Below are 17,872 nucleotides of genomic sequence, written 5' to 3'. Positions count from 1 at the left end.
CATGCACGTCACCATCTTCCACAACCCCGCCTGCAGCAACTCGCGCACTGCCCTCGCCCTGCTGCGCGAACGCGGCATCGAGCCCGAGATCGTCGAGTACCTGAAGACCCCGCCGAGTGCCGAACGCCTGGCCGGCCTGCTGGCCGCCATGGGCATCACGCCGCGCGAACTGCTGCGCAGCAAGGAGCCGCAGTACGCCGAACTGGGCCTGGACGATCCGAAGTGGACCGATGTGCAGCTCATCGCGCAGATGGTTTCGCATCCGGTGCTCATGAACCGCCCCATCGTCGAGACGCCGCACGGCACGCGGCTGTGCCGGCCCGGTGAACGGGTGCTGGACCTCATCGGGGTGGTGCAGCCATGAAGACCATCACGCTGGTGCGCCACGGCGAGAGCGAGGCCAACGCGGGGCTGCCCAGCCACGACCCGGCCCTGATCCCGCTGACCGCCAACGGCATCGCCCAGGCCGGGCACTGGGCCCGCGCCATGGACTGGCAGCCGCCCCGCGTCTTCAGCTCGTACTACCAGCGCGCGCAGCACACGGCCGCACCCTGCGCCGCCCGCTGGCAGCTGCCCATCGAGACCATCGAGAACCTGCACGAGTTCGTGACGCTGCCGCCTGCCGAGGTGGCCGGCACCACCAACCTGGCGCGCAAGCCGCTCATCGACGCCTACTGGGCGCGCGCCGAGCCCGCGCACTGCACGGGCCCGGGTGCCGAGAGCTTTCTGGATTTCGCCGGCCGCGTCGACCAGGTGCGCGCGCAGCTGGAGGCCCTGCCCGACCGCAGCGTGGTCTTCGGCCACGGCATGTGGCTGGCCATGCTGGTCTGGCGCTGCATGGGTTTTCCGGTGGACAGCACGCGCGCCATGCAGGCCTTCCGCGCGTTCCAGCTCGGCCTGCCCATGCCCAACTGCTGCAGCTATGCGCTGCATGGCAGCGACGGGCACTGGGCCATCCGCTTCGCCGCTGTGCTGCCGCGGGCCCTGCCGACGCCGGGCGAGCAGGCGGTGCAGATCCAGTAGCCTCCAGGCCGCTCAGGGCAGCACGCCGAGCAGGCTGGTGCCCGAGGCCGTGATGTCGCTGGCGCCGGCCTGCAGCGCCTCGTCGCGCCAGCGCTGCGCGGCGTCGACGCTGCAGTAGATGTACAGCGGCACCTGCGTGCCCTGCGCCCGCAGGCGGCGCACGAGGTCGATGCCGGCGGTGCGGCCCTCGGCCCGGCCCATGTCGGTGACGACCACGTCGTAGCGCTGGGCGGCGAACCGGGCCAGGCCTTCGTCGGTGCTCAGCGCCGTGTCCACCTCGACGCCGCGCTCCTGCAGGGCGGCGATCAGGTAGCTGTTGTTGCGCGGCACGTCGTCGACCCACAGCACGCGGTGCCCGCGCGCCGGCTGCACGGTGCGGGCGGCCATCGGCGCGGCCGCGGCCTCGGGCGGCGGGCCGAGCCGCTTCTCGAGTTCCGCCAGCTTGGTCTGCAGGTCCAGCACCACCTGGCTTTGCTGTTCTGCCGCCTCTTCCATGCTGAGCTCGTTGCCGGCGATGGCGATCTTGAACTTGCGCTGCTTGGCCGAGGCGATCAGGTCGCCGACCGGCCCGCGCAGCCAGACCAGCAGGAAGGCGCACACCGCCGGCCAGGCCAGCGATGCGAGGGCGGAAACCAGAGCGGCGAAATCCTGCATGGCAGATGCTCCCCATCGAGGCCTGGACGGCAACGCGCCACTGTAGCCGCAGCGCGCGCATATGCACATGCGAAGTTCTTCGTGGCGCACGCGATGCGGCCCGCCTACGCTGGCCACCGTTTTCACGACGGATCTCCCCATGCCTGTTCTCCGCCGCCGCCAGGCACTGCAATTTGCCGCCGCAGGTGCTGGCGCTGGCCACCGAACGGCGCAGCTACGGCGTGGTAGCCCTTGAGCGACGCCATCGCGCAGGACCAGCAGCTGCTGGCCGATGCGTTCGCCAAGATCAAGCTGATCCCGAGGCCCGTGCAGGTCAAGGACGCATTCCTGGACCTGGACCTGGGGCTGGCGTGAGTTCCAATCCCGCCCCATGAGCACCAACGACGAACCCTATGACGTGGCCGTGGTCGGCCTCGGCGCGCTGGGCAGCGCCATCGTGCGGCCGCTGGCCGAGCGTGGCGCGCGCGTGCTGGGGCTGGACCGGCATGCGCCGCCGCACGACCTGGGCTCCTCGCACGGCGAGTCGCGCATCACGCGGCTGGCCATCGGCGAAGGCGATGCCTATGTGCCGCTGGTGCGGCGCTCGCACGCCATCTGGCGCGCGCTCGAACGCCAGACCGGCGTGCCGCTGTACGAGGCCACCGGCGGCCTGGTGCTGGGCGGCGAACGCAGCCGCCGCACCCACCATGGCAAGCCCGATTTCCTGCAGCGCACCATCGGCAGCGCGCAGCGCCACGGCATCGCGCACGAACTGCTGGACGCGCGCGAGATCCGGCGGCGCTTTCCGCCCTTCGCGCTGCGCGGCGACGAGATCGGCTACTGGGAGCCCGAAGCCGGCCTGGTGCGGCCCGAGCAGGCAATCCGCGCGCAGCTGGCCGTGGCCCGCGCATCCGGCGCCCACCTGCGCACCGGGGAGACGGTGCTGGCGCTGGAGCCCCACGGCGACGGCAGCGTGCTGCTTGCCACCGACCAGCGCCGCTACCGCGCCCGCCAGGTGGTGCTGTCGGCCGGCGCCTGGCTGCCCGGGCTGCTGCAGGGCCTGGGCCGGGACATCGGGGCGGCCTGGGCGGGCGAGTTCGCCGTGTACCGCCAGGCCATGCACTGGTTCGCCCTGCCGCCCGACGCGGCGCCGGCCTTTGCGCCGGGGCGCTTCCCGGTCTTCATCTGGATGTACGGCGACGGCGAGGAGGACTACTTCTACGGCTTCCCCTCGGTCGATCCGCAGCAGCCGGCGCTCAAGGTGGCGACCGAGCAGTACCTGGCCCCGACCACGCCCGACGCGCTGCAGCGCGAGGTCGGCGCGGGCGAGGCTGCCGCCATGCATGCCAGCCGCGTCGCCCACCGCTTTCCGCAGGCCGGGCCGCAGGCGCTGCGCTCACGCGCCTGCATGTACACGGTGACGCGCGACCGCGATTTCGTGGTCGACCGGCTCGGCGACGGCCTGCCCGTGTGGGTGGCCTCGGCCTGCTCGGGCCACGGCTTCAAGCACTCGGCCGGGCTGGGCGAGGCCATCGCGCTCAAGCTGCTCGACGTGGGCACGGGCGCGCTGCTGGCCTCGTTCGAGCGCCGCCCCGCGCCTTTGGCTCAGGCCGCGTCGCCAGCGGCCGCGCCGAACCGGTAGCTCGACACCGAGAGCCCGCCCATGAAGTCGCTCTCGTGGTAGATGCGGGCGGCCCGCTCGCCCTCGGCCGCGCCGACCGCCACCATGAGCGGAATCAGGTGTTCCTCGCGCGGGTGCGCGATGCGCGCGGCCGGCGCCTGTTCCCAGTCCACCAGCGCCTGGCTGCGCGGCGCCGACGCGCTGGCCAGCGTCTGCCCGAGCCAGTCGTCGAAGGCCTTGGAAGGTGCGGCGGCCTGCGGGCCGAAGGCGCGCAGGTTGTGGTAGCTCAGGCCGCTGCCCACGATCAGCACGTCCTCGTCGCGCAGCGGCGCCAGCGCGCGGCCCAGGGCCAGGTGCTCCGCCGGGTCCAGGCCGCGCCGGAGCGAGAGCTGCAGCACCGGCACGTCGGCCTGCGGGTAGATGGCCTGCATGGGCGAGAACATGCCGTGGTCGTAGCCGCGCTCGGTGTCCACGGCAGCCGGCAGGCCGGCGGCCTGGAGCAGCGCCTGCACGCGCGCCGCGATGGCCGGCGCCCCCGGCGAGCGGTAGTGCACCTGGTAGGTGTGCGCCGGAAAGCCGCCGTAGTCATACAGCATGCCGGGCTGGGCCGCGGCCTGCACGGTGAACGCCGGCGCTTCCCAGTGGGCCGAGACCATGAGCACGGCGGCCGGTTTGCGGCCGATCTGGTGCGGCATGTCGGCCAGCGCGGCCTCCAGCTTGGCGTAGGTGTTGCCCATCTCGGCCTTCATCCACGGCCAGGGGCCACCGCCGTGGGAAATGAAATAGGTGGGCAGGCGCGCAGCGGTGGCAGATGAGGCGGTCATGGGATGGCAGACAGTCGGGTGTAGGACGACATGTTAGGCCGCCGTGTCGCTTTGCAATGCGCGGTGCGCAGTCGGGCCAGGTCCGGCGAACCTGCATGCGCGGTTTGGGTCGTGCGGGCCCGCCATGCGCCGATCAGCGCTGTTGTTCGCCACCGTCGCGCTGCGGGTCTCGGCGCTGAGCGCCTGCAAGCTGCTCAGGTTGTTCTGGGCCGCATCAGCGCGGCTGCAGCAGCGCCAGCAGCTGTTGCGCCACCGGATCGACGCCGGCGGCCGGCCGCTGCAGCCCCTGCAGCAAGCGCTCGGCCACGCCCGCCGTGGGCAGCACCGGGCCGCAGAACAGCGGCTCGCCCTCCTGCGCGATCAGCAGCACCGGGAAGGTCTCGATGTCCATGACATCCAGCACGGCCTCCTGCGCATCCACGTCGACCCAGACGAAATGGTCCTGCGGGTGCGCCGCGGCGAGTGCGTCGAAGCGCGCGCGCCACTCGCGGCACACGCCGCACCATTCGGCACACAGGCAGTAGACATGGCGTGCGGCGGAGCGCGGGCTGGGGTCGGTGGCTGGCATGGGGCGCCATCATGCCAAAGGCGCCGGCAGCCTGCCGGGCGGCACTGCCCCGGTGGCCCTTGCCGGTGTCCCTTCTCGGCTCAGCGGCATTGCAGGCAGGGCCTGCTGGCGGTGTCGGGCCGCGCATCGGCCACGAAGCCGTCGCGGTTGGGCATGCGCACCTGCGGCAGGCTGGTGGCGTCGAGCACCGCGTCGGCCGGGACGATGCCGTTCAGGTGCAGCAGGTAGGCGGTGGCGGCGTAGACCTCGTCGGCCGACAGGCTCTGCGGCGCCTGGTAGGGCATGGCGCGGCGGATGAAATCGAACACCGTCGTGGCGTAGGGCCAGAAGCTGCCGATGGTCTTGACCGGCTTGCCTGTTGCCAATGTGCCCAGCCCGCCGACCAGCGCATCGGCCGGCTTGCCCTCGCCCTTGGCGCCATGGCAGGCCGCGCATTGCGCGGCGTAGACCGCCTGGCCCGCGGCCACGGAGCCGCTGCCCGGGGGCAGGCCCGTGCCATCGGGCGCCACATCGATGTTCCAGGCGGCGATGGCAGCCGGGCTGCCGGGCTTGCCCAGGCCGTAGACCTGGGCCTGCGTGGCACCGGCGAACAGCGCACCGGCCAGCAGCACGAGCTCAGACTTGCGCATTGGCGATGCTCCCGTCGGTGGCGACCTTCCAACTCTGGATGGCGTTGTAGTGGTACAGGGAGTTCAAGCCGCGTTGCGCGATCAGCTGGCGCCCGGTCGGCTGCACGTAGCCGGTCTCGTCCGTCACGCGGCTCTGCAGCACGGCGGGGCCGCCGTCCCACTGCCAGTCAGCGCGGAAACGGGTCAGCGCACGGTCGAGCACCGGGCCTTCCAGGCGCGCCTCGCGCCAGCTGGCGCCGCCGTCGGTCGACACGTCCACGCGTTTGACGCGGCCCTGCCCGGTCCAGGCCAGGCCACTGATCTCGTAGTAGCCCCTGCCGCGCAGCCGGTGGTCCACGGCCGGGTAGGTGATGACGGACTTGGCCTCCATCGTGAACGTGAACTGGCGCGCCTTGCCGTCGGGCAGCGAATCGGTGTATTTGGAGGTTTCCTCGCGCGTCATGAAGGGCGCGGCGCCCAGCTTCAGGCGCCGCAGCCACTTGATGCTGGCGTTGCCTTCCCAGCCCGGCAGGAACAGCCGCAGCGGGTAGCCGTGTTCAGGCCGCAGCATCTCGCCGTTCTGGGCGTAGACCAGCAGCGCGTCTTCCCAGGCCTTGGCGATCGGGATGCTGCGCGACATGGCGGCGCCGTCCGCGCCCTCGGCCAGCACCCAGGCGGCCGCAGGGTCCACGCCCACCTCCTGCAGGATGGTCGACAGGCGCACGCCGGTCCATTCGCAGCACGACAGCAGGCCGTGGCTTTGCTGGATGGAGGTGCTGGCGGCGCCACGCCACTCCACGCCGGTGTTGCCCGAGCATTCGAGGAAGTGGATGCGCGAGACCGCCGGGAAGCGCACCAGGTCGTCCATCGAGAGGATCAGCGGGCGCTGCACCAGGCCGTGCACCACCAGCCGGTGCTGTGCCGGGTCGATCTGCGGGATGCCGGCGTGGTGGCGCTCGAACACCAGGCCGGTCGGCGTGATGATGCCGTGCAGGTTCTGCAGCGGCGTCAACGACGAGGCCGCGCCGGGCAGCACGGCCGTGCCACGCGTGCGCCGCACCACATGGGCCTCGTGTGCATCGGGCTGGCCGTAGGCATGCCAGAGCACGGGCTCGCCAGGTGTGCGGGTCCAGGCCGGCACCTCCAGCGCGGGTTCGGCGCCGGTGGCGCGCGCGGCCGGCAAGGCGGCGGCGCCCAGCGCGGCCGAAGCCCGCAGGAAGCGGCGGCGCGGCGTGGCCGCGGATCGGGAAATAGGCATGTCTGGCGCATCCATCGCAGGGAGAAGCGGCGCATTCTGGGCAGGCCTGGGGCCAGAACGAACGACCGAAATCGCGTTTGCTTATGCGCAGAGCGTTGGCGGCAGTGGCGGCGCGGCGGATGCGAAGAAGGGAAGGCCCCGCTGTGGCGAAGTCATCAGACAACTAGCCGACAACACCTATCCGCCGTAGGCGCATCTAACGACGCGCCCTGCACGTTGTCGTACAACGAGGCACAATGCACCGTTTTGGTTCACGCATCCACCCATGTCGGCCTCCCCCGCATCCGTTCCCCACGACCGCCCTTCTGCGCTGACCGACCGCAAGACCGTCTTCCTGCTGGCCATGTTCTGCTGCCTGCTCTGGGGCAGCTCCTATCCGGCCATCAAGGGCGGCTATGCGCTGTTCGGCATCGCCACCGACGACATCGCGTCCAAGCTGGTGTTCGCGGGCTGGCGCTTCGCGTTGGCCGGGGCGGTGCTGCTGGCCTGGGCCGCGGCCAGCGGCAAGCGAGTGGGTGGCTGGCCGGCGCGCACGCTGGGCCAGTTCGCGCTGCTGGGCCTGGTGCAGACCACGCTGCAGTACGTGTTCTTCTACATCGGCCTGGCCCACACCACGGGCGTGAAGAGCTCGATCATGAACGCCACCGGCACCTTCTTCAGCGTGCTGCTGGCGCACTGGATCTACGCCAACGACCGGCTCAGCTACGGCAAGGCGATCGGCTGCGTGGTGGGCTTCGCGGGCGTGATGGTGGTGAATCTCGGGGCCGGCCTGGGCGGCCTGCTGGCGCTGGACTTCACGCTGCTGGGCGAAGGTTTCGTGGTGATCGCCGCAGGCGTGCTGGCCGCGGCCAGCATCTATGGCAAGCGCATCTCGCAGGGCGTGGACCCGATCGTCATGACGGGCTGGCAGCTGGCGATCGGCGGCGCGGCGCTGCTGGCGCTGGGCTACGGGCTGGGCGGCACGCTCACGCGCTTCACGCCGGCGTCGACCGCCCTGCTGGCCTACATGGTGCTGCTGTCCTCGCTCGCGATCTCGATCTGGAGCCTCTTGCTCAAGCACAACCGGGTGAGCCTGATCACGGCCTTCAACTTCATGGTGCCGGTGTTCGGCGCGCTGCTGTCGGCGCTGTTCCTGCACGAGACCATTTTGGAGTGGCGCAATGCCATCGCGCTGGTGCTGGTCTGCGCGGGCATCTGGCTGGTGACGCGCGAGCCCAAGGCCGGCTGACAAGCTGTAACCACTTTCTCGGCCGCACTGCATCCAAGGGCGCCGCCCATCGGTAGTGCTGGGGAGTCCACGCCATCCAGGCCTGGGCCACCCCATTCCCAAGGAGCCACCCGATGATCTTGCGCACCGCCATCCACTCTTCCCTGCTCGTCCTGGCCACGGCCGGCCTCGTCGCCTGCGGCGGCAGTGACGACGACGACACGCTCCCTGCCAGCGTGCAGGTCGGCGACACCATCGTGCTGACCAGCGCCGGGCGCCTCGTCTCGTTCAACCGCGCAGCGCCGGCCACCGAGGTCGGCGCGGTCGCCGTGACCGGCCTCGCCAGCGGCGACGCGCTGGTCGGCATCGACCTGCGGCCGGCCGACGGTGCGCTTTATGCGCTGGGCACCAGCGGCAACCTCTACACCGTGGACCCATCCACCGGCGTGGCCACGCGCAAGTCCACCCTGATCGCCGCGCCCGGCGACAGCGCGCCCTACACGGCGCTCACGGGCACGCAGTTCGCGGTCGACTTCAACCCCGCGGCCGACCGGCTGCGTGTGGTCAGCGACACGGGCCTGAAACTGCGCATCAACGTCGACACCGGCGAAGCCACCACCGACGGCAGCATCACCCCAGCCACCACCTTCGTGACCGCGGCGGCCTACACCAATTCATTCGCCGGCACCGTCGGCACGCAGCTGTTCGGCATCGACGCCGCCGCCGGCCGCCTGGTGCTGCAGGACCCGCCGAACGACGGCGTCGTCAACGCCGGCGTGCCGCTGGGCGTGGTGGCCGACACGGCCAACGGCTTCGACATCGACCCGCGCACCAACACCGGCTATGCCGCGCTGCGCGTGGGCGGCAGCACGGCCCTGTACACCATCGACCTGGCCGCCACCGGCAATGCCGCCACGCGCGTGGCCACCATCGCCGGCGGCGAAGCCGTGCGCGGCCTGGCACTGAACGGCCCGGCCAAGCTGCAGGCGCTGGCGCTCAGCGCGGACAACCGCCTGCTGGCCTTCGACCCGGCGGCGCCCAACACCATCACCGCCACCATGCCGATCACCGGCCTGCAGGCCGGCGACACGGTGCTGGGCATCGACTTCCGGCCCAGGGACGGCATGCTCTACGCGCTGGCCACGGGCGGGCGGCTTTACACGGTGGACGCGGCCAATGGCGCGGCCACGCTGCGCGCCACGCTCATGGCCGACCCGACCGACGCCACGGCGCCGTATGCCGGCCTCACCGCACCGCGCTACACGGTGGACTTCAACCCCGTGGCCGACCGCATGCGCGCCATCGGCAGCGACGGCCAAAACCTGCGCATCGTGGTCGAGACGGCCACCACCAACGGCACCACGGTGACGGCCGGCCGCACCATCACGGACGGCGCCATCAACCGCGCCGGCACGCCGGCTTCGGTGATCGCTTCGGCCTACACCAACAGCTTTGCGGGCACCACCGCCACCGCGCTGTACAACCTGGATGAAACCAGCGACCAGCTCACGCTGCAGAACCCGCCCAACGACGGCACGCAGGTCAACGTGGGTGCGCTGGGCCTGGACGTGACGGGCGCGGCTGGCTTCGACATCGCAGGCGGCGGCAACGGTGCGGCATTGGCGGCGCTGCGCAACGGGGCGACGGGGCCGTTCACCCTGTACTCCGTCACGCTGGCCACGGGTGCCACGGCGCTATACCGCAACACCACGGGCGATGCGAGCCGCTCGCTGATCGGCGGTGCGGGCGGGCCGACGAACCTGGTCGACCTGGCGCTCCGCTTCTAAGGGAAATCGGCTGGGCGCATCGGCCATTCCTAGAATGGCGCGCCCATGCCCTCCCAGCCCACCGACTTCGACTACGAATCCACCGTGGAAGCCTGTGCCCGTGGCGACGCCGCCGCCCTGCAAGCGCTGTACACCCGCGAGTCGCGCTGGCTGCTGGGCGTGGCGCAGCGCATCGTGCGCGACCGCGACGCGGCGCACGACGTGCTGCAAGATGCCTTCGTGCAGATCTGGCAGCGTGCATCGACCTTCGACCGCGCGCTGGGCTCGGCCCGCGGCTGGGTCTACACCGTGGTGCGCCACAAGGCGCTGGACGAAAGCCGGCGCGCGCAGCGCGAGCTGCCGGCCGGCGACCTGCTGGAGCAACTCAGCACTGAGGCCGCACCCGAGGCCGTGGCCAGCGACGCCGATGCGCTGAGCCGCTGCCTCGATGCGCTGGACGCCCCCAAGCGCGACTGCATCGTGAGTGCCTTCGTCGAGGGCCTCACGCACGAGCAGATCGCGGCGCGGCTGGCTGCGCCGCTGGGTTCGGTCAAGTCGTGGATCCGCCGCGGCCTGCTCTCGCTGCGGGACTGCCTGTCATGAACCTGCAAGACGCCAACGACCGCAGCGTGGCCGCAGCCGAGTACGTGCTGGGCACGCTGGACGCGCCCACGCGCGCCGAATTCGAACGCCTGCTGCAAGACGACGCCGGCCTGCGCGCCGAGGTCTACACCTGGCAGGACCGGCTGCTGCCGCTGGCGATGCGCACGGGCCCCGAGACGCCGCGCGAGGGCTTGTGGCCTGGCATCGCGGCGCGCATTGCGCCGGCGTCCATCGACACCGCCACGCCCGCCGCCAACGACGCGCTGTGGCGCAGCCAGCGCCGCTGGCGCGCCACCGCCCTGCTCTCGATGGCGGCCTCGGTGGCGCTGGCCGCCGTGCTGGTGCTGCGGCCGGCCGAGACCCAGGTGCGCTACATCACGCTGCTGCAGGCACCAGAGACGCAGCGCACCGGCTGGGTGGTCGAGACGACTGCGGGCGAGCGCATCCGCCTGGTGCCCATCGACGCGGGCACCGTGGTGCCGGCCGACAAATCACTGCAGTTCTGGACCAAGCCGCAGGGCGCGGACCGGCCGACATCGCTGGGCCTCGTGAATCCCAATGCGCGGCTGGAACTGCCCGTGGCCCGCTCGCCCGGCGTGGGCGAGCAGCAGCTGTTCGAACTCACGCTGGAGCCGCAAGGCGGCTCGCCGACCGGCCTGCCGACCGGGCCCATCCTGTTCGTCGGGCGCTCCGTCCGGCTCTGAACGCCCTACGCGGGCTGCGCGCCTTCGAGCAGCGCCGCCACCCGGCGCATCGCTGCCGCCACCGGCGAGATCACCGGCACGCCGAAGCGCCCGGCCAGGCGCTCGGCACTTTCTGCCAGCGGACCACCGCCGATCACCACCGCCTGGGCGCCATCGGCCTCGATGCAGGCGCGCACGGCCTCGCCGAGCAGCTGGTCCTGCAGACCAGGGTCGGCGGCCAGCCGAAGTGGATCGTCCTGCGGAATGCGCGTGCCGCTGAACTGCGCCGCGAGCCCCAGCCGTGTTACGGCCTGGGCGATGGAAACGGCCAGCCCCGGCGTGGTGGTGGCCACGCCGAAGCGCCGCCCCTGCGCCGCCGCCTCGCGCATCGAGGCTTCGCCGATGCCGACCACCGGCACCTGCACGCGCGTGCGCAGCGCAGCGACCGCCGGGTCGCCGAAGGCCGCCACCACGATGGCCGCCACGCCGGCAGCCTCGCGCACGCCGATGGCCAGCACCTCGTCCACGGCCGTGGCGAGTTCGGCATCGCTCGTGATCATGGGCGCGCCGCGTGCCGCCGTGGCGCTGCGCAGGGCCAGCCCCGGCGGCAGCGCTGCGCGCGCCAGCGCCAGCATCATGTCGGTGGTGGCGGTGGAGGTGTTCGGATTGACCAGCAACACAGTGGGGCGCATGTCCGCACCCATCACCGTGTGGCCTGTGCCGGCTGCAGCACCGCGGCCGGTTCACCGGCCTCGGCCTCGTCCTCGATGGACTTGCCAAAGGTCTCGGGCGCGAACTGCACGGCCACCCCGAAGATGGCGTACATCGTCGCGATCATCCCGAACATGCCCGCGACGCCGTAGAGGTCGAACATCCTGCCGGCCAGCAGTTGCGACAGCGCGCCGCCCACCGTGCCCAGCGCGAGAAGGAAGGACGTGCCCAGGCCACGCATGCGCGTGGGGTACAGCTCGGGCGCAAAAATCCAGATCGAGGTGTTCAGTGTCAGCACGCAGAACTGGAACAGCGCGCCGCAGACCAGCACCATGGCCACGCTGTTGGTCAGGTTGCCGAAGGCCAGGCCCGCCAGGCATGCCGAGATGGCGCCGACCGTCAGCACGCGCTTGCGCGGGAACCTGTAGCCCAGCACCGACGCCGCGATGGCCCCCAGCAGACTGCCGCTCTGCATCACGATGGTGAAGGCGAAGCTCTTGGTGATCGAATAGCCCTGCGCCACCAGGATGGTCGGCATCAAGGTCAGCACCGACAACTGGGCACCGAAGGTCATCCACGAGGCGATGCCGACAGCGATGGTGCGCCGCGCGTAGCCGCCGCTGAAGATGTCGGCCAGGCGCGTCTTGCGCACCGGCTCTGCGGTCGTCTCGGCGTCGGCGGTGATCCAGTCACGGTGCGGGAACTGCGCATTGGCGAGCTTGCCCGAGGCCAGCATCGACAGCACGTGGTTGGCCTCCTGCACGCGGCCCTGCGACAGCAGGTAGCGCGGCGTCTCGGGCACGAAGCGCCGATAGAACACGATGAACACGGCCGGCAGCACCAGGCAGCCGAACAGCCAGCGCCAAGCGTTCTCGCCCGGGAACAGTGCGAACACGCCCAGCGCGAACGCCGGCGCCAGCATATTGCCCAGCCCGCCGCCGCCCACGTTGATGAGACCCACCGCGGTGCCGCGGAACTTGGACGAGCAGAACTCAGCCAGCATGGTCACAGCCGTGGTGATCTCGCCACCCAGGCCCAGGCCCACGATGAAGCGGCCCACCGCCAGCACCGCGTAGTTGGGCGACAGCGCGCACAGGATGGCGCCGAAGGTGAACAGGCCCAGGTTCACGTTGAGCATGAAGCGCCGGCCCTTGCGGTCGGCGAAGTAGCCCGATCCCAGCCGGCCGATGGCGGCGGCGATGAAGGTGATGGTGTTGAGGAAACCGATGTCGGTCGCGTCCAGCCCCCAGTGCTGGCGCAACAGCGGACCGACCAGGCCCACGGCGTTCTGCTCGAACACGTCGAACAGCACGCCGCAGACCACGAGGAAGATGATGCTTTTGTGCGAGCGCGTGACCCCGATCTGCTCGAGCGCAGATTCGAGTTGGTGCATCTGCGCCGTCTGGGGCTTTGACGCCGAGACCATTGCTTCTCCGGCCATGGTGAGAACCTCCGTTTGCCTGTGATGAACGACTGGCAGCCGCCAAGGCCGCACCCGTGTGGTGCCCGGCATCGGGCACTGGGACTGAAAAGCATTTTTCAGACCAGATTGTTTGTGAAATACGGTTTTCACAAACATCCGGACAAACCCGCGGAGCCGGTGACAGCGGTAGACGCCGTCGCGCCCTGCTGCTCGCTCGCTGGATGCCGAGTCTGTTCAGGGCTGCAGGGGCGCCGTTGCTATCGGCAACGGGGTGGCTCGCTCGGGCCACGGAGGCGCTGGGGCCGGCGCTGAGCCCCAGGCTGTGCGGCGCGCCAGCCGCGGCGGGCGGCTGCCAGGCGTGCACATTGGGCAGCCGCAGGTGCGGCTACCGGCCCCGTCCAGGCACGCGCCTGGGCCGGGGCTTGGAGGCGCTCAGGCCTTCTTGCGGCGGCGGTTGGCAGCCAGGCCGGCCAGCGCCAGGCCGACCAGGGCGAGCGAGGCCGGCTCGGGGACTTCGCCAGGCTCCTGCGGCTCCACCGGGCGCAGGTTCGGGTCGAACCAGATGTACTGGTTGTCGACCACGTCGTTCATGCCCGGCGTGTTGGAGCCGGCGATCACCACGGCATTGCCCTGCCCGTCGCCGAAGCCGACGGCAGCGGTCCGGCTGGTGTCGGTCTGCTCCCAGTCCATGTTGCCGTAGAAGAAGCCGATCTGGCCTTCGCCTTCCGGCAGCACGTAGTCGTTGCTGCGCAGCACCAGCTGAAAGCTGTTGAACAGGTCGGCCTTGCCATCGAAGTAGCCGACCTGGTCCCAGGTCACGACCAGCTGGTTGGCGCTCAGGCTGTAGCGCATCACGCCCGACGCGGCGTTGGTGGTGTCCACGTCGCCGAAGTAGGTCGAGATGATGGGGGCATTGGCGCCCGTGGGACCTTCCGGGTTGTACGCCGAGATCCCGCTGCCAAAGCTCACGTTGCCGTTGTTGTTCAGGAACAGGCTGGTGTAGGTCTGGCCGAAGAAGCTGAAGCTGAACCCCAGGTTCAGGGCCATGTAGCCGTCATCGTTGCGGCCGTCGGCCCCACCGATGTTGGGCGTGGCGCCGCCGCCGGTCATGACAGCCACCTGGCCGAAATTGTTGGTGTAGTAGCCATTGGGCGTGTAGACGCCGCTGGATGCGCTCAGCGCCGAGGTCGGAAGCGTGACGACGGCAGCGGAAGCGGCAGGCGCCACCACGGCGCTGGCGAGCGCCAGCACGGTAGCCGCTTGCTTGAAAGACAGCATGGAGATCTCCGAATAGTTGAGGAAATGGACCAAGTTCGAGATTCGAACGAGGCTTTTAGAGCAGCATCTGTGCCAAATGACCCAAGTCCTTGACACAACAAGAAAATTTCGGAGAAAAGCGTGACAAATCATGCGCGCCGCATGAAGGGTTGTCAGGTATTCCGACGCGCCGTCGGAAAGGCGTCAGAGGTCGGCGGCGTCGCCTCTTGGCGCAGCGCGCAGCTGGCCCAGTGCCGCGTGCGCGGCCTCCACGCTGGCCAGCCGCTGGCGGCCTGCCGCGCCGGCTGCCTCGAGCGTGCGCGTGGCGAGCAGCTCGCACAGCAGCATCAACGCCACATGGCTGTCCAGCGCACCGGGCGCGGCCGTGTGGCAGCGCAAGACCCAGCGCGCACCCGCGCCGTCCGCCGACGAGGGCTCGGTCACCAAGACGACCTGTGCGCCCGCCTGCGCAGCACGCTGGGCGAAGGCCGCCGCCACGGCCGGGCTGCGGCGCAGCGCGAACACCACGAGCACATCGCCCGCGGCGATGTCCACGGCGTACTCGGCCAGCGTCTCGCCCGGGCCCGGCAGCACCTGGGTGCGCGGCAGCACCTGGGCCAGCTGCCAGCGCAGGTAGGCGGCAAAGCTGCGGTTGTTGCGAAAGCCCAGGAACCAGACCGCGCGCGCCTGCACCATGGCCTGGGCGATCGCATCGAGCTGTGCATCGTCGATGCCGCGCAGGGTGGCGGCGATGTTGTCGTGCGCGGCCTGCACATGGGCGGCGGGCCCCGCACCCGGCGCCCCGGCGGTGCGCGGAGACAGGTACAGCGGCGAGCCGGCCGAGCGCTGGTCGCGTGCGTGGCGGCGTGCCTCCTCGTAGCTGGCATAGCCCAGCCGCTGCACGAAGCGCGTGACGCTCGCATTGGACACCCCCACCAGTCCAGCCAGTTCGGAAGCGCTGTAGCTGGCCAGTTCACCCGGGAAGTCGAGGATGAAGCGGCCCAGCCGCTGCTCGGTCGGCGGCAGCTGGTCCAGCAGCTCGCGGATGCGCGCGAGGAAGGAGCCGGAAGGGTCGTCGTTGGCAGGCATGGGCGCTGGCGATGCTAAGCCAAGGCGATCGACAGGCCCATCGATGCCTGACCCATAATGTTTTCGATGCATGCGTCGCTTGCCCGCCGACTCCCCGAAATCGCTGCCCTGTGCAAGCGATACGGCGTGGCGCACCTGGAACTCTTCGGTTCGGCGACCACACCCGATTTCCAGCCGACCACCAGCGACTACGACTTCCTCGTGGAACTGGATGCGCAGGCGCCTGGCTCGCTGGCACGCCGCTGGACCGAACTGGCCGATGCATTGGAGGCATTGCTGGGACGCCCGGTGGACCTGGTGAACCCACGCTACATCCGGAACCCGTATTTCCTGGAAGCGGTCAACCGCAGCCGGACCGTGGTCTATGACCGACAGGCTTCCCAAGCTACTGGTTGATGCGCTCGGCGCCATTGCCGCAGCGCAGGAGTTCGTCGCAGGGATCTCGCTGCAGGGCTACCTGGCCGACAAGATGCGGCGCTCGGCCGTCGAACGCCAGCTGGAGATTCTCGGAGAGGCATGCTCACGCCTGGCCAAGCTGGAGCCAGACACCGCCGGCGCCATCACCGACCTGAAACTCGCCATCGCCTTGCGCAACCGCGTGATCCACGGCTACGACGCCGTGGACGACGAAGTCCTCTACGCCACCGTGGTGGACGATCTGGATGCGTTGCAATCCGACCTGGCGCGTCTGCTGACCGCCCGCATCACAGCTTCGCGATCGACACCTCCGTCGACTTGACCAGCGCGACCACATCCGAGCCCGGCTTGAGCGCGAGCTCGTCGACCGAGCGCGTGGTGATGACGGAGGTGACGATGCCCCAGGGCGTTTCGACATCGACCTCGGAGACGACGTCGCCGCGGATGATCTCCTTGACCTTGCCGCGGAACTGGTTGCGCACGTTGATGGCTTGGATGCTCATGGACTAACTCCCTGTGGTGGTGAAGGATCAGACCGCCCAGCGCAGGGCATGCGCGGGGTGCAGGCGGTCGGGTTCGGGTTGCTCGATGCCGGGCTTTTGCAGCACGCGGTCGAGGATGCGTTTCTCGATGGCCGCGAAGGCCGCGTCGCCCTGCGAGCGTGGGCGCGCCAAGTCGATGCGCTGGTCCAGCGCGATGCGGCCGTCTTCGATCAGCACCACGCGGTCGGCAAGGGCCACGGCCTCCTGCACGTCGTGCGTGACCAAGAGCGCGGTGAAGCGGTGGCGCTGCCACAGGCCTTCGATGAGGCGGTGCATCTCGATGCGCGTGAGCGCGTCCAGCGCGCCCAGCGGCTCGTCGAGCAGCAGCAGTTGCGGGCGGTGCACCAGCGCGCGCGCCAAGGCCACGCGCTGGCGCTGGCCGCCGGACAGGCGGGCCGGCCATTCGCGTGCACGCTCGGCCAGACCGACCTGGGCCAGCACCTCCTCGCCACGCGGGCGGGCCGCTTCGGGCAGGCACAGCAGCACGTTGCCCAGCACGCGTTTCCAGGGCAGCAAGCGCGCCTCCTGGAACATGATGCGGGTCTGCGGGTTCAGGCCGGCTATGGCCTGGCCGTCGACCTGCAGGCTGCCGCCGCTCGCCGCCTCAAGGCCGGCAACAAGGCGCAGCAAGGTGCTCTTGCCGCAGCCGCTGCGGCCGACGATGGCGATGAACTCGCCCGGCGCGATGTCCAGCTGCGTGTGCTGCAGCACGGTGCGCGCGCCGTAGCGCTTGCTGAGATTGCGCGCCTGCAGGCGCACGCCGCCGCCTTCGCTCATGTGGCGCTCCCGTATCCCGGGTGCCAGCGCAGCCACCAGTGCTCGAGGGCGCGCGCCAGCAGGTCGGCCAGCTTGCCGAGCAGCGCGTAGAGGAGGATGCCGACCAGCACCACGTCGGTCTGCAGGAACTCGCGGGCGTTCATGGTCAGGTAGCCGATGCCGGCCTGGGCCGAAATGGTCTCGGCCACGATCAGGATCACCCACATCAGGCCCAGCGAGAAGCGCAGGCCGACGAGGATGGACGAGACCGCGCCGGGCAGGATCACCTCCCTGTAGAGCTGCCAGCGCGACAGCCCGTAGGTGCGGCCCATCTCGATCAGCTGCGGGTCGACGTTGCGGATGCCGTGGAAGGTGTTCAGGTAGATCGGGAAGAACACCGACACCGCGATCAGGAACAGCTTGGCCGTCTCGTCGATGCCGAACCACAGGATCACGAGCGGGATCAGCGCCAGCGCGGGGATGTTGCGCACCATCTGGATGGTGGAGTCGAGCAGGGTCTCGAAGAACTTGACCGAGCCCGTCAGCAGGCCGAGCAGCAGGCCCAGGCCGCCGCCGATGGCCAGTCCCGCCAGCGCGCGGCCGGCACTCACCTTCACATGGGTCCAGAGTTCGCCCGAGGCGGTCAGCGTCCAGGCGGCCGTGACCACGTCGATGGGCGCGGGCAGCACGCGCGTGGACAGCCAGCCCAGGCTGGAGGCGGCCTGCCAGGCCACCACCAGTGCCACGGGCACGAGCCAGGGCAGCAACTGGCGCGCGAAGACGGCCAGCCAGGCCGGTGCCTCGGTGCGGTCGGGCGCATCGGCCACGTCGGGAACCGGGGTGACTTGCGGCTCGCGGATCTCGGAAATCAGGGTGCTCATGT

At 70.4% G+C, this 17,872-nt stretch carries 22 protein-coding genes; 10 read left to right on the top strand and 12 right to left on the bottom strand.

All coding sequences use genetic code 11. The features are described 5' to 3' along the window. Position 1: 1 nt before the first annotated feature. Together arsC and DES41_RS33975 are read left to right on the top strand one after the other, a co-directional pair. A complete protein-coding gene (arsC, locus tag DES41_RS33980; protein WP_114472046.1) occupies positions 2-364 on the top strand; it encodes an arsenate reductase (glutaredoxin) in 363 nt (120 codons plus the stop codon). Continuing rightward, positions 361-1,023 (top strand): histidine phosphatase family protein, encoded by a 663-nt coding sequence (locus tag DES41_RS33975; RefSeq protein WP_114472045.1) that lies wholly within the window; start codon positions 361-363, stop codon positions 1,021-1,023. Before arsC ends, DES41_RS33975 begins: the two co-directional genes overlap by 4 nt. Positions 1,024-1,035: 12 nt before the next feature. Here the strand turns inward: DES41_RS33975 and DES41_RS33970 are convergent, their stop codons facing one another. Further along, positions 1,036-1,677: a response regulator gene (locus DES41_RS33970; RefSeq protein WP_114472044.1), complete on the bottom strand. Its 642-nt coding sequence runs from the start codon at positions 1,675-1,677 to the stop codon at positions 1,036-1,038. 231 nt (positions 1,678-1,908) lie between these two features. On the opposite strand from DES41_RS33970, the gene DES41_RS39695 reads away from it, so the two are divergent. Both DES41_RS39695 and solA read left to right on the top strand, forming a co-directional pair. Further along, positions 1,909-2,031: a hypothetical protein gene (locus tag DES41_RS39695; RefSeq protein ID WP_281277259.1), complete on the top strand. Its 123-nt coding sequence runs from the start codon at positions 1,909-1,911 to the stop codon at positions 2,029-2,031. A gap of 16 nt (positions 2,032-2,047) precedes the next feature. Next, on the top strand, positions 2,048-3,298 hold the full coding sequence (solA, locus tag DES41_RS33965; protein WP_114472043.1) for an N-methyl-L-tryptophan oxidase: 1,251 nt from the start codon (positions 2,048-2,050) through the stop codon (positions 3,296-3,298). On the opposite strand, the gene DES41_RS33960 is transcribed toward solA, so the two are convergent. The 4 genes from DES41_RS33960 to soxC form a co-directional block, all read right to left on the bottom strand. Further along, on the bottom strand, positions 3,262-4,101 hold the full coding sequence (locus tag DES41_RS33960; protein WP_114472042.1) for a DODA-type extradiol aromatic ring-opening family dioxygenase: 840 nt from the start codon (positions 4,099-4,101) through the stop codon (positions 3,262-3,264). The genes solA and DES41_RS33960 overlap by 37 nt on opposite strands. 214 nt (positions 4,102-4,315) lie before the next feature. Then, positions 4,316-4,669: a thioredoxin family protein gene (locus DES41_RS33955; RefSeq protein ID WP_114472041.1), complete on the bottom strand. Its 354-nt coding sequence runs from the start codon at positions 4,667-4,669 to the stop codon at positions 4,316-4,318. 80 nt (positions 4,670-4,749) lie between these two features. Next, positions 4,750-5,298, bottom strand: coding sequence for a c-type cytochrome (locus DES41_RS33950; protein ID WP_114472040.1), 549 nt, complete (start codon positions 5,296-5,298; stop codon positions 4,750-4,752). Continuing rightward, entirely contained in the window at positions 5,285-6,535 is a 1,251-nt protein-coding gene (gene soxC, locus DES41_RS33945) for a sulfite dehydrogenase (protein WP_114472073.1), read from the bottom strand. Before soxC ends, DES41_RS33950 begins: the two co-directional genes overlap by 14 nt. A 265-nt stretch (positions 6,536-6,800) precedes the next feature. Here soxC and DES41_RS33940 point away from each other — a divergent pair, with 265 nt between their 5' ends. From DES41_RS33940 to DES41_RS33925, 4 genes are all read left to right on the top strand, one after another. Next, a complete protein-coding gene (locus tag DES41_RS33940; protein ID WP_114472039.1) occupies positions 6,801-7,763 on the top strand; it encodes a DMT family transporter in 963 nt (320 codons plus the stop codon). Positions 7,764-7,876: 113 nt separating this feature from the next. Next, positions 7,877-9,529, top strand: a complete 1,653-nt coding sequence (locus tag DES41_RS33935; RefSeq protein ID WP_245966003.1) for a DUF4394 domain-containing protein — start codon at positions 7,877-7,879, stop codon at positions 9,527-9,529. Positions 9,530-9,574: 45 nt separating this feature from the next. After that, positions 9,575-10,111 (top strand): sigma-70 family RNA polymerase sigma factor, encoded by a 537-nt coding sequence (locus DES41_RS33930; protein ID WP_114472038.1) that lies wholly within the window; start codon positions 9,575-9,577, stop codon positions 10,109-10,111. Continuing rightward, positions 10,108-10,815: an anti-sigma factor gene (locus DES41_RS33925; RefSeq protein ID WP_114472037.1), complete on the top strand. Its 708-nt coding sequence runs from the start codon at positions 10,108-10,110 to the stop codon at positions 10,813-10,815. Before DES41_RS33930 ends, DES41_RS33925 begins: the two co-directional genes overlap by 4 nt. Positions 10,816-10,820: 5 nt before the next feature. Here the strand turns inward: DES41_RS33925 and DES41_RS33920 are convergent, their stop codons facing one another. From DES41_RS33920 to DES41_RS33905, 4 genes are all read right to left on the bottom strand, one after another. Further along, positions 10,821-11,486, bottom strand: a complete 666-nt coding sequence (locus DES41_RS33920; RefSeq protein WP_245966002.1) for an aspartate/glutamate racemase family protein — start codon at positions 11,484-11,486, stop codon at positions 10,821-10,823. A gap of 11 nt (positions 11,487-11,497) precedes the next feature. Then, on the bottom strand, positions 11,498-12,946 hold the full coding sequence (locus DES41_RS33915; RefSeq protein WP_114472035.1) for an MFS transporter: 1,449 nt from the start codon (positions 12,944-12,946) through the stop codon (positions 11,498-11,500). A 414-nt stretch (positions 12,947-13,360) separates the two neighbouring features. Then, complete coding sequence (locus DES41_RS33910; RefSeq protein ID WP_114472034.1) at positions 13,361-14,206, bottom strand: nidogen-like domain-containing protein; 846 nt, start codon at positions 14,204-14,206, stop codon at positions 13,361-13,363. 183 nt (positions 14,207-14,389) lie between these two features. Beyond that, positions 14,390-15,274 (bottom strand): MurR/RpiR family transcriptional regulator, encoded by an 885-nt coding sequence (locus tag DES41_RS33905; protein WP_114472033.1) that lies wholly within the window; start codon positions 15,272-15,274, stop codon positions 14,390-14,392. Between the two features lie 66 nt (positions 15,275-15,340). On the opposite strand from DES41_RS33905, the gene DES41_RS33900 reads away from it, so the two are divergent. Both DES41_RS33900 and DES41_RS33895 read left to right on the top strand, forming a co-directional pair. Beyond that, entirely contained in the window at positions 15,341-15,670 is a 330-nt protein-coding gene (locus DES41_RS33900) for a nucleotidyltransferase family protein (RefSeq protein WP_114472071.1), read from the top strand. Continuing rightward, entirely contained in the window at positions 15,639-16,013 is a 375-nt protein-coding gene (locus DES41_RS33895; protein WP_114472032.1) for a HepT-like ribonuclease domain-containing protein, read from the top strand. Before DES41_RS33900 ends, DES41_RS33895 begins: the two co-directional genes overlap by 32 nt. Here the strand turns inward: DES41_RS33895 and DES41_RS33890 are convergent. From DES41_RS33890 to ssuC, 3 genes are read right to left on the bottom strand one after another with little or no spacing between them, the layout of a single operon-like run. Next, entirely contained in the window at positions 15,979-16,194 is a 216-nt protein-coding gene (locus DES41_RS33890) for a TOBE domain-containing protein (RefSeq protein ID WP_056670856.1), read from the bottom strand. The two genes, DES41_RS33895 and DES41_RS33890, sit on opposite strands and share 35 nt — an antisense overlap. 27 nt (positions 16,195-16,221) lie before the next feature. Next, the gene (locus DES41_RS33885) at positions 16,222-17,010 is read right to left on the bottom strand and encodes an ATP-binding cassette domain-containing protein (protein ID WP_114472031.1); all 789 of its coding nucleotides are present in this window, start codon (positions 17,008-17,010) and stop codon (positions 16,222-16,224) included. Next, the gene (gene ssuC, locus DES41_RS33880; RefSeq protein ID WP_114472030.1) at positions 17,007-17,870 is read right to left on the bottom strand and encodes an aliphatic sulfonate ABC transporter permease SsuC; all 864 of its coding nucleotides are present in this window, start codon (positions 17,868-17,870) and stop codon (positions 17,007-17,009) included. The genes DES41_RS33885 and ssuC overlap by 4 nt, the downstream gene beginning before the upstream one ends. Between the last annotated feature and the right edge of the window lie 2 nt (positions 17,871-17,872).

It is taken from the genome of Pseudorhodoferax soli, assembly GCF_003337555.1.
In the GTDB taxonomy this organism is placed as follows: domain Bacteria; phylum Pseudomonadota; class Gammaproteobacteria; order Burkholderiales; family Burkholderiaceae_C; genus Pseudorhodoferax; species Pseudorhodoferax soli.
Note: the sequence above shows the minus strand (reverse complement) of the source record. Positions and strands in the feature narration are given on the sequence as shown.